Origin of the sequence: Pelomonas sp. BJYL3 (genome assembly GCF_027257975.1) — a bacterium.
In the GTDB taxonomy this organism is placed as follows: Bacteria; Pseudomonadota; Gammaproteobacteria; order Burkholderiales; family Burkholderiaceae_C; genus Roseateles_B; species Roseateles_B flavus.
This window is the reverse complement of record NZ_JANZKX010000003.1, coordinates 117874-132120: the sequence shown is the minus strand read 5'-3', so window position 1 is coordinate 132120 and position 14247 is coordinate 117874. Positions and strand designations below refer to the sequence as shown.

12 protein-coding genes and 1 tRNA gene are annotated in these 14247 nt (G+C 67.2%); 7 read left to right on the top strand and 6 right to left on the bottom strand.

The features are described from left to right. Window positions 1-11: 11 nt before the first annotated feature. The 3 genes from hutG to O9Y01_RS10250 all read left to right on the top strand — a co-directional run bounded on the left by hutG (window position 12) and on the right by O9Y01_RS10250 (window position 3828). Window positions 12-812: an N-formylglutamate deformylase gene (hutG, locus tag O9Y01_RS10260; protein WP_269631499.1), complete on the top strand. Its 801-nt coding sequence runs from the start codon at window positions 12-14 to the stop codon at window positions 810-812. Then, window positions 809-2191 (top strand): formimidoylglutamate deiminase, encoded by a 1383-nt coding sequence (locus O9Y01_RS10255; protein WP_269631498.1) that lies wholly within the window; start codon window positions 809-811, stop codon window positions 2189-2191. Before hutG ends, O9Y01_RS10255 begins: the two co-directional genes overlap by 4 nt. A gap of 80 nt (window positions 2192-2271) precedes the next feature. Further along, window positions 2272-3828 (top strand): methyl-accepting chemotaxis protein, encoded by a 1557-nt coding sequence (locus O9Y01_RS10250; RefSeq protein ID WP_269631497.1) that lies wholly within the window; start codon window positions 2272-2274, stop codon window positions 3826-3828. Window positions 3829-3862: 34 nt separating this feature from the next. Here O9Y01_RS10250 and O9Y01_RS10245 read toward each other — a convergent pair whose 3' ends face one another. Further along, on the bottom strand, window positions 3863-5326 hold the full coding sequence (locus O9Y01_RS10245) for a S10 family peptidase (RefSeq protein WP_269631496.1): 1464 nt from the start codon (window positions 5324-5326) through the stop codon (window positions 3863-3865). Window positions 5327-5409: 83 nt separating this feature from the next. On the opposite strand from O9Y01_RS10245, the gene O9Y01_RS10240 reads away from it, so the two are divergent. Beyond that, window positions 5410-6240, top strand: coding sequence for a DUF429 domain-containing protein (locus O9Y01_RS10240; protein ID WP_269631495.1), 831 nt, complete (start codon window positions 5410-5412; stop codon window positions 6238-6240). A 53-nt stretch (window positions 6241-6293) separates the two neighbouring features. On the opposite strand, the gene rocF is transcribed toward O9Y01_RS10240, so the two are convergent. From rocF to O9Y01_RS10220, 4 genes are all read right to left on the bottom strand, one after another. Continuing rightward, entirely contained in the window at window positions 6294-7223 is a 930-nt protein-coding gene (gene rocF, locus O9Y01_RS10235; protein ID WP_269631494.1) for an arginase, read from the bottom strand. Window positions 7224-7242: 19 nt separating this feature from the next. Then, a complete protein-coding gene (locus tag O9Y01_RS10230; protein WP_269631493.1) occupies window positions 7243-8130 on the bottom strand; it encodes a TIGR00730 family Rossman fold protein in 888 nt (295 codons plus the stop codon). Window positions 8131-8235: 105 nt separating this feature from the next. Next, window positions 8236-8985 (bottom strand): HesA/MoeB/ThiF family protein, encoded by a 750-nt coding sequence (locus O9Y01_RS10225; protein WP_269631492.1) that lies wholly within the window; start codon window positions 8983-8985, stop codon window positions 8236-8238. Window positions 8986-9081: 96 nt separating this feature from the next. Continuing rightward, the gene (locus tag O9Y01_RS10220) at window positions 9082-10518 is read right to left on the bottom strand and encodes a S41 family peptidase (RefSeq protein WP_269631491.1); all 1437 of its coding nucleotides are present in this window, start codon (window positions 10516-10518) and stop codon (window positions 9082-9084) included. Window positions 10519-11783: 1265 nt separating this feature from the next. Here O9Y01_RS10220 and O9Y01_RS10210 point away from each other — a divergent pair. From O9Y01_RS10210 to O9Y01_RS10200, 3 genes are all read left to right on the top strand, one after another. After that, entirely contained in the window at window positions 11784-12134 is a 351-nt protein-coding gene (locus O9Y01_RS10210; RefSeq protein WP_269631489.1) for an RNA recognition motif domain-containing protein, read from the top strand. Window positions 12135-12501: 367 nt separating this feature from the next. Then, window positions 12502-12714, top strand: coding sequence for a transcription antiterminator/RNA stability regulator CspE (gene cspE / locus O9Y01_RS10205; protein ID WP_183103103.1), 213 nt, complete (start codon window positions 12502-12504; stop codon window positions 12712-12714). A 93-nt stretch (window positions 12715-12807) separates the two neighbouring features. Continuing rightward, on the top strand, window positions 12808-13818 hold the full coding sequence (locus tag O9Y01_RS10200; RefSeq protein ID WP_269631488.1) for a serine protease: 1011 nt from the start codon (window positions 12808-12810) through the stop codon (window positions 13816-13818). 314 nt (window positions 13819-14132) lie between these two features. Here the strand turns inward: O9Y01_RS10200 and O9Y01_RS10195 are convergent. Beyond that, window positions 14133-14207 (bottom strand) — tRNA-Arg (locus tag O9Y01_RS10195). Window positions 14208-14247: the final 40 nt, after the last annotated feature.

The following is a 14247-nucleotide window of genomic DNA, read 5'->3' as shown; positions in this document are numbered from 1 at the left end:
AAGAGCCCTCCATGACTGCACCCTTCCGACTGCGGCAAGGCCGCACGCCCTTGATCATCTCCATGCCCCACGTGGGGCACGAGATCCCCGAGGACCAGCAGCATCGCTACGTGCCGCGCGCCCTGGCCAGCGAGGACACCGACTGGCACCTGGAGCAGCTCTACGGCGCCATCGCCGAGGAGCTGGGCGCCAGCCTCATCGTGCCGCGGTACTCGCGCTACCTGATCGACCTCAACCGTCCGCCCGAGGACACGCCCATGTACCCCGGGGCCTCCAACACCGAGCTGTGCCCCACGCGCTTCTTCACCGGCGAGCCGCTCTACCAGGACGGCCAGGCACCCGATGAAGCGGAGAAGGACCGCCGCCGCCAGCGCTATTGGCTGCCCTACCACCGCGCCCTGACGGCCGAGATGAACCGGGTCAAGAGCCTGTACGGCCATGCCCTGCTGTTCGATGCGCACAGCATCCGCTCCGAGCTGCCCTGGCTCTTCGAAGGCAAGCTGCCCGACCTCAACCTGGGCACGGCCGAGGGCAGGAGCTGCGATCCCGCGATCACGCAAAGCCTTGGCGCCGTGCAGGCCGCCCAGCAGGACTACACCCAGGTGGTGAACGGCCGCTTCAAGGGGGGCTTCATCACCCGCCACTACGGCCAGCCGGCCAATGGCTGGCACGCCGTGCAGCTGGAGATGTGCCAGAGCTGCTACATGAACGAGACCGCGCCCTATGCCTACGAGCCGGCCCTGGCGGCGCGCGTGCAGCCGCTGCTGCGCGAGCTGCTGTCGACCTATCTGCAATGGAAGCCCGCCGCATGAGCGCCGCTCCCCGCTTCTTCGCGCAGCAGGCCTGGGTCGACGGCCGCTGGCAGGCCGATGTGCTGCTGAGCGTCGATGCCCGCGGGCACTGGGCCGCCATCGAGGCCGGCCAGGCCTGCCCGCCCGATGCCACGCGGCTGCAGGGCCCCGTGCTGCCCAGCCTGGTCGATGCCCACAGCCACGCCTTCCAGCGCGCCTTCGCGGGCCTGGCCGAGCAGCGTGACAGCGACAGCGACGACTTCTGGTCCTGGCGCGACCGCATGTACGGCGTCGCCCTGCGCACCACGCCCGCGCAGCTGCAGGCCATCGCGGCCCAGCTCTACCTGGAGCTGCTGCGCGGCGGCTACACCCAGGTCTGCGAGTTCCACTACCTGCAGCACCAGGAAGACGGCAGCGCCTACCCGGACGCGCTGTCCATGAGCTGGGCCCTGGCCGATGCGGCCGAGGAGGCCGGCCTGGGCCTGACGATGCTGCCGGTCCTCTATGCCCATGCCGGCTTCGCCCAGCCCGCGCTGCGCGAGGACCAGCGCCGTTTCCGCACCGATGCCGCCTGGGTCTGGCAGGCCAGCCAGCGCCTCAACGCCGCCGGCCGGCCGCTGCTGAATGCCGGCGTCGCCCTGCACTCGCTGCGTGCGGCTCACGCCGAAGACATCCGCGCGCTGCAGGCGCTGCTGGGCGATGCGGACATCCCCATCCACATCCACATCAGCGAGCAGCAGGCCGAGGTGCGCGACTGCCTGGCCGCCACCGGCCGCCGACCGATGGCCTACCTCTGCGAGGACTTCCGGCCCGATGCGCGCTGGCACCTGGTGCACGCGACGCACAGCACGCCGGAGGAGATCGCCGCCGTGGCAGCCAGCGGCGCCAGCGCGGTGATCTGCCCCACGACCGAGGCCAATCTGGGCGACGGCCTCTGCGATCTGCGCGGCTGGCTGGCCGCGGGAGTGCCCCTGAGCCTGGGCTCGGACAGCCACGTCGGCCGCGGCTGGGTCGAGGAGCTGCGCTGGCTGGAGTACGGCCAGCGCCTGGGCCTGCAGCAGCGCAATGTCGCGGCGCAGCCCGGCACGCAACCCGCCACCGCGGCCCGCCTGTTCGAGGCCGTGCGCCGCGGCAGCGCCGCACCGGCCGGCCTGCGGCAATGGGGCCTGGAGGTGGGGGCGCGGGCCGACTTCCTGGAGCTGGATCCGGCAGCTTCCGGGCTGCTGGGCCTGCCCTCGTCGGCCATGCTGGACGGCCTGGTCTTCGCCAGCCAGGGCGAGGTGCTGCGCTCGGTCCATGTGGCCGGGCAGCCGCGCCTGGTCCAGGGGCGTCACGAGCGGCAGGCGGACATCTCCAGCCGCTTCGCTGTTGCGATGGAGGCACTGTGGCGCAAGACGTGACCCCTTAATCGGGCTGGGCGCTTGTAAGCCCCTTGCACGGCGGCTACGCTTGCCAAGCCCATGTTCGTGAAGGGGATTCCATGCTCGCGCTCCGGAACTACACGATTCGCACCCGGCTCTATGTGCTGGCGGTCCTGGCCGTACTGGCCATGCTGGTGATAGGCGGCAACGGGCTGTGGAGCCTGTCCCGCGCCAAGGCCCAGTTCAAGCACTACGTTGGCAACGATGTCGAGACCCTGACCCAGCTCGCCAGCGTGCGCGCCGGCATCGGCAACCTGCGGCGCTACGAGAAGGACCTGCTGATCAATCTGGTCGACGACAAGGCCGTTGCCAAGTACCGGGGCGAATGGGAGGAGACCTTCGGCAAGGTCAACAAGGGCCTGGACACCATCGAGCGCCTGGACATCGCCCCCGCCGTGAAGAAGATGCCTGCGCAGATGCGCCAGTCCCTGGCCGAGTACCGCACGGGCTTCCAGGGCATCATCGAGCGCATCCAGAAGGGCGAGTTCCCCGACACCGCCACGGCCAACCGCGCCACCGAACCCATCAAGGGCCCGGTGCGTGCGCTGGACAAGCAGCTGGGCGAGATGACCAAGCTGGTGGACGCGCATGGAGAGGAAGAAGTCACGCGCCTGGACAGCGAGGAGAAGCAGATCCGCCTGGCCCTCACCGGCGTGATGCTGGTGAGCATCCTGGTGATCGGCACCTACACGCTGTTCAACATCCGCTCCATCCTGGAGCCCCTGAGCCTGGCGGTGGACACCACCGAGCGCATTGCGCGCCAGGACCTCAGCCAGCCCATCCGGGTCCACGGGGCCGACGAGACGGCCCAGATGATGCACGGCGTGCAGGGCATGCAGGAGGCCATCCGCGACGTGGTCTCCGGCGTGCGCAACGCCACCGACAGCATTGCCACCGCCTCCAAGGAAGTGGCGGCCGGCAGCCATGACCTCAGCCACCGCACCGAGCAGGCGGCCTCCAACCTGGAGGAGACGGCCTCGGCCATGGAGCAGCTGACCGCCAGCGTGCGCCACAACGCCGACTCCGCCCGCCAGGCCAACGAACTGGCCCGCGAGGCCTCGGCCGTGGCCGAGCGCGGCGGCACGGTGGTGGGCGAGGTGGTCGCCACCATGGACCGCATCAGCGCCTCGTCGCGCAAGATCAGCGACATCATCTCCGTGATCGATGGCATTGCTTTCCAGACCAACATCCTGGCCCTCAATGCGGCCGTCGAGGCGGCGCGCGCCGGCGAGCAGGGCCGCGGCTTCGCGGTGGTGGCCGCCGAGGTGCGCAACCTGGCCCAGCGCAGCGCCGAGGCGGCCAAGGAGATCAAGGCCCTGATCACCAGCAGCACCGAGAGCGTGGAGTCCGGCGCCGCCCTGGTGGCCCATGCCGGGCAGACCATGCAGGAGATCACCGCGGCGATCGGACGTGTCAGCCACATCGTCAACGAGATCAGCCACGCCACCTCCGAGCAGAGCAGCGGCATCAACCAGATCGGCACGGCCATCTCGCAGCTGGACCAGATGACCCAGCAGAACGCCGCCCTGGTGGAAGAGTCGGCCGCTGCGGCGCAGAGCCTGCAGCACCAGGCCGACGAACTGGCGCAGACGGTGGCGGTCTTCAAGCTGGCCTGAAGCCAGCCCGCTGCCCGCGGCTCCCGGCCGAGGGTCAGGTCTTGCCTGTGGCGGTGCGAACGAAATCCCTCAGCTCGCCGGCCATGCGTTCGCGACCCTTGCGCTCGATGTACATCATGTGGCCGGCCTCGAAGTAGCTGACGCGCACATTGGCCTGCAGCCCCTCGCGAAGGCCCAGGTGGGAGAGGCTGTAGTCACCGGCCGCATGCGGTGTGGCCAGGTCGTAGTAGCCGCTGGCCACGTAGACCTGCATGGCCGGGTTGGCCTGCAGCGCGCGGCGCAGGGACTCGCCGGCGGCCACGTAGCGGTTCTCGAAGCCCTTCCAGCCCCAGTTCTTGTACAGCGGTGCGTGAACGAGATAGGGCGCGTCGCTCTGGTAGCCCAGTTGCTCGTGCAGCAGGCGGTTGATGCCCACGGCATAGGCCCCCGCGAGGTTGTTCATGCCGGGGTCTTCTTCGGCGTGCTCACCGGCGTCGTCGCGGTCCTGGCCGGTGAAGCGGGCGTCGATGCGGCCCACGGTGAGCCCGCGCTCGCGCAGCAGCTCCTTGAAGAAGCGGCCGTCCTCGATGCGCAGCTGGCAGCGTTGCACGAAGGCAGGGCTCAGGCCGGTCAGCCGCGCCAGCTCGGCGGCCACGCGCTCGCGCTGCGCCGCGCCCAGGCGGCTGCCCTGCATCAGCGCGGTCCAGTAGTCACCGAGGGCGAAACGCTCCGCCTCGGCCACCACCTCGCGCAGGGGCTTCTGCTGCAGAGCCGGTGCCAGCGCCTGGTGGTACCAGGCGGCGGCCGTGTAGCCCGGCAGGAAGAGGGCGTAGGGCAGCTCGTTGCCGTGGTCGAAGGACAGGGTCTGGTAGTCCAGGGCGGTGGAGATGAGCATCAGGCCGTTGAGGTCGATGTCATGGCGCTCCTGCAGCAGGCGGGCCAGGCCGGCCGCCCGCGTGGTGCCGTAGCTCTCGCCGATCAGGAACTTGGGGCTGGCCCAGCGCCCATGGCGGCTGAGGTAGAGCCGGATGAACTCGGCCACGGCGTCCTGGTCACGCTGGTAGTCATGGAACTCGCTGTTCTTCTCGCCAGGACTCATGCGCGAGAAGCCGGTGCCGACGGGGTCGATGAAGACCAGGTCCGACTCCAGCAGCAAGCTGGCCTCGTTGTCGCACAGACCGTAGGGCGGGCGGCCGGAATGGCCCATATCGTCGCAGCTGACGCGGCGCGGGCCCAGCAGACCCAGATGCAGCCAGACGCTGCTGGAGCCGGGACCGCCGTTGAAGCAGAAGGTCAGGGGGCGCTGGGCGGCCGGGCTGTCGTCCAGCGTGTAGGCGATGTAGAAGAGCTGGGCCTGGGCCTTGTCGTCTTGCGCCTTGTCCGGGTCCTCGCCGCGGCCTTGCTCGCGCAGGGTGAGCGAGCCGACGCTGGCCTGGTAGGCCAGGCGGCGGCCGCCCAGGTGCATCTCGTGACGGGTCTGGACCAGCACTTCCGGGCGGTCCGCCGTTGCCGGCTGCATGCGGGGCTCCGCAGGCGTTGGGGTGGTACTGACCATGCGTGCTCCCTCTACGCTGTCTACGCAATGTCGATAAAGTGGCGAGCATGCCGAGCCCCCTGACAATTGAAAGCCCGCCTTTGCTGGGGCTTGACTTCTCCTCCAGCCCCAGTAGACGCAAACCGGTGGTGATGGCCCTGGGTGAGCGGCGCGGCGCCGTCGTGCGCCTGACGGGCCTGGAGCGCTTCCTCACCCTGGACGCCGTGCGCGAGCGCCTGTGCGGGCTGCCGGCCTGGCTGGGCGGCTTCGACCTGCCTTTCGGCCTGCCGCGCGAGCTGGTGGAAGCCCTGGGCTGGCCCGGTCAATGGCCGGCCCTGATGGACCATTTCTGTGCGCAGTCGCGGCCCGGGCTGCGGGCGCAGTTCCAGGCCTTCATGGCGCCACGGCCGGCTGGTGGCAAGTTCGCGCACCGTGCCTGCGACGGGCCCGCGGGCGCCTCGCCCAGCATGAAGTGGGTGAACCCGCCGGTGGCCTGGATGATGCATGCCGGCGTGCCCCTGCTACGCGCGGCCGAGGCCACCCTGCCGGGGCTTTGCGAGGGGCGGCCCGAACGCGTGGCGCTGGAGGCCTATCCGGGCCTGCTGGCTCGCGAGCTGATCCAGCGGCGCTCCTACAAGAGCGACGATGCCGCCCGTCAGACGCCTGAGCGCCTCATCGCCCGCAAGGACCTCGTGGAAGCGCTGGAACAGGGCCGCAGCCGCCTGGGCCTGCGCCTGAAGCTGAGCCATGCGCAGCGCGAGGCCCTGGTCGACGATGCCTCGGGCGACAGCCTCGATGCAGTGCTGTGCCTCATGCAGGCGGCCTGGGCCAGCGAGCGGCCGGGCTACGGGCTGCCGGCCGTGATCGACCCGGTGGAGGGCTGGATCGTCAGCGCCTGATCAGACGGGCGCCCCTTGATACGGAGGCGCCACAGGAGCGCGCATGCGCCGCATCACTTGCGCATCAGCGTCGACTTGCCGAACAGCGACTCGATCAGATCCACCGCCAGCGTGGCGGTGCGGTTCTTCTCGTCCAGGGCGGGGTTGAGTTCCATCACGTCCAGGGAGGCGAGGCGGCCGGTGTCGGCGATCATCTCCATGCACAGCTGGGCCTCGCGGTACGTGGGGCCGCCGGGCACGGTGGTGCCCACGCCGGGGGCGATGGAGGGGTCCAGGAAGTCCACGTCGAAGCTGACGTGCAGGTGGGTGTTGGCGTCCAGGGTGGCCAGGGCCAGCTCCATGGTGTGGCGCATGCCCATTTCGTCGATGTAGCGCATGTCGAAGACTTCGAGTTCCTGCTCGTGCACGAAGCGCTTCTCGCCGGCGTCCACGCTGCGGATGCCGATCTGGCGCACCCACTTGGGGCTGATGGCCGGATGCTCCTTGCTGAAGCCGCCGATCTCGATCAGCTCCTTGGGACCGAAGCCCGCCAGGCAGGCCACGGGCATGCCGTGGATGTTGCCGCTGGGGGTCAGCTCGCTGGTGTTGAAGTCGGCATGGGCGTCCAGCCACAGCACGCGCAGCTTCTTGCCCTGTTCCTTGCAGTGCCGCGCCACGGCGCTGATGGAGCCCAGGCCCAGGCAGTGGTCGCCGCCCAGCAGGATGGGCATGCGGCCCAGCTTCAGCTCGGCATAGACGGCGTCGTGCACGGCGCGGTTCCAGGCGGCCACCTCCGGCAGGTGGCGGTAACCGTCAACAGGCGGTTGCCAGGGGTTGTAGGGGCCGCTGAGATTGCCACGGTCCACCACGCTGACGCCGTGGCCCTCCAGGGTGGGGCCGAGGTTGGCCACGCGCAGGGCCTCCGGGCCCATGCTGGCGCCGCGGGCGCCGGCGCCGATGTCGGTCGGCGCGCCAATGAGGGAGACGTTGCGCAGTGTGGTCATGGCATCCTCTTCAGGGGGTTCAGTCGTGGGGGGTCTGGGTCAGGTCGTACTCCGACTCGAGCAAGGCCCAGGCCTCCTCGGCGGAATCGACGAAGTGGAAGAGCTGCTCGTCGCCCGGGCTGATCATGCCGGTCTCGATCAGCAGCTCGAAGTTGATCAGGCGCGACCAGAAATCGCGCCCGAACATCAGGATGGGCCGGCGGCGGCACTTGCCCGTCTGGATCAGGGTGAGGGCCTCGAAGAGTTCATCGAGGGTGCCGAAGCCGCCGGGGAAGCACACCAGCGCCACCGAGCGCATCAGGAAGTGCATCTTGCGCAGCGCGAAGTAGTGGAAGCGGAAGCACAGCTCCGGCGTGATGTAGGGGTTGGGGTGCTGCTCGTGCGGCAGCACGATGTTCAGGCCGATGCTCTTGCCGCCCACCTCATGGGCGCCGCGGTTGCCCGCCTCCATGATGCCGGGGCCGCCGCCCGTCACCACGTAGATGGGGTTGCCGCGGTCGATGCTCTCGCGGGTGACGATGCCGGCGAAGCGGCGCGCCTCCTCGTAGTAGCGGCTCATCTGCAGCTGCATCTGCGCGCGCTTGAGCGTGGCGGCATCGCCCAGGGCCTGGGCCTCGGCCACGCGGATCTCGGCGCTGGCCTGGTCCGGGATGCGGGCGCTGCCGAACATCACGATCGTGGCCTTGATGCCCTGCTCCTGCTGCACCAGCTCGGGCTTGAGCAGCTCCAGCTGCATGCGCACCGGCCGCAGCTCCTCGCGCAGCATGAAGTCGTCGTCGGTGAAGGCCAGGCGGTAGGCGCTGTTGGGTCCGTCGTAGTCCGGCGTCGGGCGCGCCTGGGCCAGGCGGGCTTCGTCCTTGGCCGAGGGGAAATTGCGGGCGGTCAGCTTGTTCTTGTGCTTGCTCATGCGGGGTCCCGGTGGGGCGGCGCGGGTCGAACTGTAGTGCAGTCGCTGAGAAATGTTATTTCCTCATTTGGCGCCGATGGTTGAATTTATTGTGTCGACGAACGGCTATGCGGTGCCGCAGCAGCGGCATTCGGGGTCGCGCTGCAAGAGAATCTCGCTCCAGCGCATCTGGCGGGCGTCCAGCATCTGCAGGCGGCCGGCGAGTGAGCCGGGGAGGCCGGCCAGCAGCTTCAGGCCTTCCGCTGCCTGCTGGCTGCCGATGATGCCCACCAGCGGCGCGAACACACCCATGATGGCGCAGCGCACCTCCTCGAACTGCGCGTCCGGCGGGAACACGCAGGCGTAGCAGGGCGTGTGCCCGGAGCGGCTGTCGTAGACGCTGATCTGCCCGTCAAACCCCACCGCCGCGCCCGAGACCAGGGGCTTGCGATGCCGCACGCAGGCCGCGTTGACGGCGTGGCGGGTGGCGAAGTTGTCGGAGCAGTCCAGTACGACGTCGGCCGACTGCACCAGGGTGTCCAGCCGCGCGGCGTCCACCTTTTCCTGCAGCGCCTGCACATTCAGTTCGGGGTTGATTGCCTTGAGCGTCAGCGCCGCGGAGGACACCTTGGGCTGGCCGATGCGGTCCTGCCGGTGCACGATCTGGCGCTGCAGGTTGGTGAGGTCCACGGTGTCGTGGTCCACCAGGGTCAGGGTGCCCACGCCGGCCGTGGCCAGGTACAGGGCCACCGGGGAGCCCAGGCCGCCCGCACCGATCACCAGCGCATGGCCGGCCAGGATCCGGGCCTGCCCCTCGACGCCGATCTCGTCGAGCAGGATGTGCCGCGAATAGCGCAGCAGCTGTTCGTCATTCATGCGGCAAGCATAGCGCCGCGCCCAGGGCGTGCCGCAAAGAAAAAGACCCGCCGGCCACAGGGCTGACGGGTCTCCTGGCGAGGACCGGGATGCGGCTTATTCGCCGGTCTTGGCCTCGGCCTTGCGCTCGGTGGCTGTCTTGGAGACGAGCACCGGCTTGCCCTTGAGCTGGTTGAGGGCCTGCTGCAGCGGGAAGTCCTCGGCCGAGCCGAACTCGGGCAGGGGCTTGATCGAGTCCTTGTTCTTGGCGTACTCGGCTTCCAGCTTGGCGCGGGCTTCCTCGCGGGCCTTGGCGCGGGCGTCGTCCTTGTCCTCGGGGCCGTTCTGCAGGTGCTTCTCGAGGTCGGCCTCGCGCATGCGCAGGGCGGCGAAGACGTTGCCCTCGGCGGTCTCGTCCAGCATGACGTCGGGCACGATGCCCTTGGCCTGGATGGAGCGGCCGCTGGGGGTGTAGTAGCGCGCGGTGGTGATCTTCAGGGCCGTCTCGGGGCTCAGCTGGCGCACGGTCTGCACCGAGCCCTTGCCGAAGGTCTGGGCGCCCATGATGACGGCGCGCTTGTGGTCCTGCAGGGCGCCGGCCACGATCTCGCTGGCAGAGGCGGAGCCTTCATTGACCAGCACCACCATGGGGATGCTCTTGAGCGACTCGGGCAACTTCTTCAGCGGGTCGGAGCCGCCGCGGCGCTGGTAATACTCGGGGTTGGCCTTGAAGCTGGCCTTGGACTCGGCGATCTGGCCGTTGGTCGAGACCACCTCCACGTCCTTGGGCAGGAAGGCCGCGGACACCGCCACGGCGCCTTCCAGCAGGCCGCCCGGGTCGTTGCGCAGGTCCAGCACCAGGCCCTTGAGCTTGGGGTCCTGCTTGTAGATTTCCTCGAGCTTCTTGACGAAGTCGTCCACCGTGCGGTCCTGGAACTGGCTCAGACGCAGCCAGGCATAGCCGGGCTCGATCACCTTGCCGCGCACGCTGACCACCTTGATCTCCTCGCGCGTGATGGTCACGGGGAAGGAGCGGTTCTCCAGCTTGCGGAAGATGGTCAGCTGCACCTTGGTGGCGGGCTCGCCGCGCATGCGCTTGACGGCCTGGTCCAGGGTGAGACCCTTGACGGCGGTCTCGTCGATGCGGGTGATCAGGTCGCCGCTCTTGAGGCCGGCGCGGAAGGCGGGCGAGCCTTCGATGGGGGAGACGATCTTGACCAGGCCGTCTTCCATGCCAATCTCGATGCCCACGCCCACGAAGCGGCCGGTCGTGCCTTCACGGAATTCCTTGAAGCTCTTCTTGTCGAAGAACTGCGAATGCGGGTCCAGGCCGGAGACCATGCCGGCGATGGCGTCATTGATCAGCTTCTTTTCGTCGACGGGCTCGACGTAATCGGACTTGACCATGCCGAACACGGCGGCCAGCTGCTGCATCTCTTCGAGGGGCAGCGGCGAAAGGCTGCTCCTGGCGTTCGCCTGCAACTGCATGGTGGTCAATGCACCTGCCACGGCCCCCAGGGCCACCCATCCGGCGACTTTCAGTTTGGCACTCATGATGCGAGTGTTTCCTATCGGTGAGATCCAGTCATTTCGCCGTCATTTCACAGACGGCATCCCAAGTGAGGGGACGCTTCAAGTATAGGTCCCGCCCCCAGTGCCACGGCACGATGAGCAGGGCCCCAAGCGCCCAGATCAGGGGTTTATGCCGCCCCCTGCCGTGGGGTGCGCGCGACGCCTGGCGGTGCGGAGGGCCGGTCGAGCCGGGCAGTGCTGGATTCCAAGCAGTTCAGGACCATCGTGTGCTCCATCGGCGACCATGAGTTGGCGGCCTGGCGTCCATAGTGCGCCTGCGGTGGGCGCTGTGCGGAAAGTCAGGGGCGGCGGACTGTTGAAAATCACACGAGGCGGCGGCGGGCGCATGCCTCTGATCTGCACGCCAGGCTGTGTGGCCGCCCGGCCCCCCCTCAGCGCAGCCGCCCATGCCCATCCCTGTCCTCGTCAGCGATCGCCTGTCCCTGGTCCCGCCAGACGCCTCTTGTGCGCCCGCCTGCGAGCGCCTCTTCACGGATGCCCGCGCGTCGAAGGCAGGGCCAGGCCCGCGAGGCGTCGCGGATCTCCGTCGACCAGGCCTACGCCGTCTTCGGCGGGCCCAGCGTCGAGACCTTCATGAAGGATTCCAACGCCGCTGCCCGTGCGCACTTTCCCAAGGCGTTAGCCCGTGAGCGAGGCCCGTCGCAGTCGGTGGCATGCCCGCCGTCGCGGCCGCCTTGCAGAAACCCTGGGGAACCCGGAATTTCCGGTTTTTACCGATCCGGTGTATATTCAGGGGATGCCGGACAGCGCCGCACCCTTCAGCGGCGAGCTATTCCTCCAGTCCGGTGCGTGCGACGCCAGTCGCCCCTTTGACCGCAGAGCTTCGGTCAACTGAGCCAAGTAGCTCACTCAGGCATTCAACAAGGCCTGCGTCTCTCAAACTGATTGATCCCCATTTCAACAGCCATTCCCATGGGCCAATACGTCGTCTTGCCCTCGACACACTCGACGGACTGCGGCCGCTTCAGAGCCGCTGTTGCGGTTCGTCGGATTCAAGGTGGCGACGGCTCACCCAGAACGCACGCCCTCGACAAGACTTTCGCTTCCCGAGAAGCCGCCAAAGTCATTGCGGTCACCCAAGGGTGGTTTCAAACGCCAATGCCCAACGCTGCGGCATTCTGATGCGCGATCGCAAATCAATGCGATTCGTCAGGCCGCTGATGCAGATTCAAAGTCTGCTTGCACACATCGAGACGATGTGAATCAACCATCCGAAAGGTATTCCAATGACCAGCAAGATTTACGTGGGAAATCTCCCTTACTCCGTCACGGACGAGACGCTCAAAAGCAATTTCCGCGAATTTGGTGAAGTCGCCTCGGCCAAGGTGCTGATGGACCAAGATACCGGTCAGTCCAAAGGCTTTGGCTTTGTGCAGATGGCAAGCGCCGAGTGTGCGCAAGCGGCCATCAAAGGTCTGAACGGCCTTTCCGTTGGGGGCCGCGCCATTGTGGTCAACCTGGCTCGCCCTCGTGAAGATCGTGGCGCGGCGAAGTCGGCTGGCCCGTCTGAATTCCGCGCAAGCAAGCGTCAAGATGTGGGCTATGGGAATGGCGGGTTTGGCGGCGGTCGATACTGATTCAAGCATCGAGTAGCCGTTTTCTATTGCCCATGACCGTGACTTGGTATTGGGCGCCACTGCCCTTGAATGCGGCGGCTGGCCTGCGCTCACGAAATCGCGAGATGTCGTGATGGCGTTCCATTTTGGTTTTTAAATGCAAAAGGCATGCCCCTTTTGGGGCGGTCTAAGGCGCTGCAAATAAACTTGCACAGCTGGCGTTTTTAGGACTACTATGGCTTCGCTGATATGCACAAGATCGTCCGCTCTCAGGACTTTCCACTTGGTCCGGCCTTCTGCCAGGACCCCAGTTGAATCCCCAGAAGATTTTCTTGGCGTCTCTTCGCTGAGTGCAATTTCGCGCTTTGCAACCTGAAAGGAAATCAATATGACGACTCAAACTGGAACCGTGAAGTGGTTCAACGAAGGCAAGGGTTTTGGCTTCATCACGCCGGATGACGGTGGCAAGGACCTCTTTGCCCACTTCAAGGAAATTCAGGGTGGCGGCTTCAAGACGCTCAACGAAAACCAGCGCGTGGAGTTCGAGGTGACTCAGGGCCAGAAGGGTCCGCAGGCATCACGCATTCGCTGCATGAGCTGAGCATCGCTCACCCAAGGATGCGGCGAGGCCAACTGGCTGCATCGATGAAAGCGCGGCTATGCCGCGTTTTTTTTTGCCCATCTGGAGCCTGCTTTGAAAAACCTTCAAGAAGCCACGGAGCGAATCTGCGAACTGAAAGGCGGCATGGTGGCATTGGACGCCCTGTTGCCTGCCGTCATTGATTCCCTCTCGGCAGCCGGGCTGCTGCGGCTGTCAGCTTCGTTCGATGCACACGCAGAAGCCGCCCGGACGCTCATGCTGCATTCAGAGATGTCAGACATCGTCCTCGCCGCCTTTGAGCGGGAGGTCGCCCGGCATCATGCGGTTTTGCAGCGAGGTCTGCGGATGACGCCCGCGCCCCCGAAGCTGGCGTCCATCGATCCCATGTGGCTTGCCGTGACGCCCCTGGAGGCTTTTCAGGGCACTCAGCGCCTCTCCAGGGGCAGTGCCTTCTTCTATCGGAAGGGCAACGCGCTGTTCCTTGTCAGCACGCAATCGGCCTTTGCGGGGCGTTGCGGGCAGCCCGTGGCCGATCGCCTCGAAATAGAGGTGGCCATGGATGCGCACGATGCCAATTTGCGGGCGCGCTGTTCACTCCCACTCTTGTCGGAGGGGCGGCCTCTCTGGCATGCAGTTCAAGATCAGGCCGGGCCGACGCCTGTGGCAGCATTGCCGATCGCGAGCACTGATCTGCCAGCATCTGCGGTCACCCTGGCATTCGACGAGACGCACATTGCAGATTTTGGCGAGGACATTGCCATTGGCGACGTGATCTCGATGGTTGGCTTTCCAGAGAGTCTTTCGCATGCGCCTCACGCGGTGCCGATCGCCAGATCAGGTGCCATTGCCTCGCCGCACACGTGGTCCTTTCAGGGCCGCGCCTGTTTTCTGACGGACGTGGTGTCAAGTGCTGGCTGTGGCGGTGCAGCCATCCTGCGGCGGCGCGCGATCAGCCGCTCGGCTTCCGCTCCGCTCGCCTGGCAGCTGCTCGCAATTCATTCTGGCGAGCCCTTGGAGGGGGCTGAGGCGAGTGCGTCTGGCGCTGATGCCAGGCTTTATCGCGCTTGGTCCGCACAGTTGCTGCGCGAACTGCAGTGGCCGTGACGCCGGCTGGGTGAAAGATTCGCAGGGTGCGCGCCGGGCAGCCGTCAAGCTGACCTCCGGAGAGAGCCCGCCAGGGCCAGGCGCTTTGCCTTGCCTTTGAATCGGTACTTCATGAGCCGGCGACGGGACCCTGACGCACGGCCCTCGAGGTACGTGCCCCCAGCGTCCGCAAGTTGGCCCCGGGGCCTGTCGGGTGGGCGCTGGCGTTGCTGCAGGCCGTTGCCGTCAGCATGGGGAACAGCCGACCCCGTCCCTTCAGTCCTTGATGTACCGAGCGGAGTTGTCGTGGGCTGACGCTGGATGGATTTTCAACGTGGTCCCCCCGACAGGAATCGAACCTGTATCTGCCGCTTAGGAGGCGGCCGTTCTATCCATTGAACTACGGGGAGCACCGGCCCGCGCCGCGTGAGGCGGTGAGCGAAGCGGCGC

Coding starts and splice junctions, on each gene's coding strand:
- hutG (WP_269631499.1), top strand. CDS start 12: ATGACTGCACCCTTCCGACTGCGGCAAGGCCGCACGCCCTTGATCATC.
- O9Y01_RS10255 (WP_269631498.1), top strand. CDS start 809: ATGAGCGCCGCTCCCCGCTTCTTCGCGCAGCAGGCCTGGGTCGACGGC.
- O9Y01_RS10250 (WP_269631497.1), top strand. CDS start 2,272: ATGCTCGCGCTCCGGAACTACACGATTCGCACCCGGCTCTATGTGCTG.
- O9Y01_RS10245 (WP_269631496.1), bottom strand. CDS start 5,326: ATGCAGCCGGCAACGGCGGACCGCCCGGAAGTGCTGGTCCAGACCCGT.
- O9Y01_RS10240 (WP_269631495.1), top strand. CDS start 5,410: ATGCCGAGCCCCCTGACAATTGAAAGCCCGCCTTTGCTGGGGCTTGAC.
- rocF (WP_269631494.1), bottom strand. CDS start 7,223: ATGACCACACTGCGCAACGTCTCCCTCATTGGCGCGCCGACCGACATC.
- O9Y01_RS10230 (WP_269631493.1), bottom strand. CDS start 8,130: ATGAGCAAGCACAAGAACAAGCTGACCGCCCGCAATTTCCCCTCGGCC.
- O9Y01_RS10225 (WP_269631492.1), bottom strand. CDS start 8,985: ATGAATGACGAACAGCTGCTGCGCTATTCGCGGCACATCCTGCTCGAC.
- O9Y01_RS10220 (WP_269631491.1), bottom strand. CDS start 10,518: ATGAGTGCCAAACTGAAAGTCGCCGGATGGGTGGCCCTGGGGGCCGTG.
- O9Y01_RS10210 (WP_269631489.1), top strand. CDS start 11,784: ATGACCAGCAAGATTTACGTGGGAAATCTCCCTTACTCCGTCACGGAC.
- cspE (WP_183103103.1), top strand. CDS start 12,502: ATGACGACTCAAACTGGAACCGTGAAGTGGTTCAACGAAGGCAAGGGT.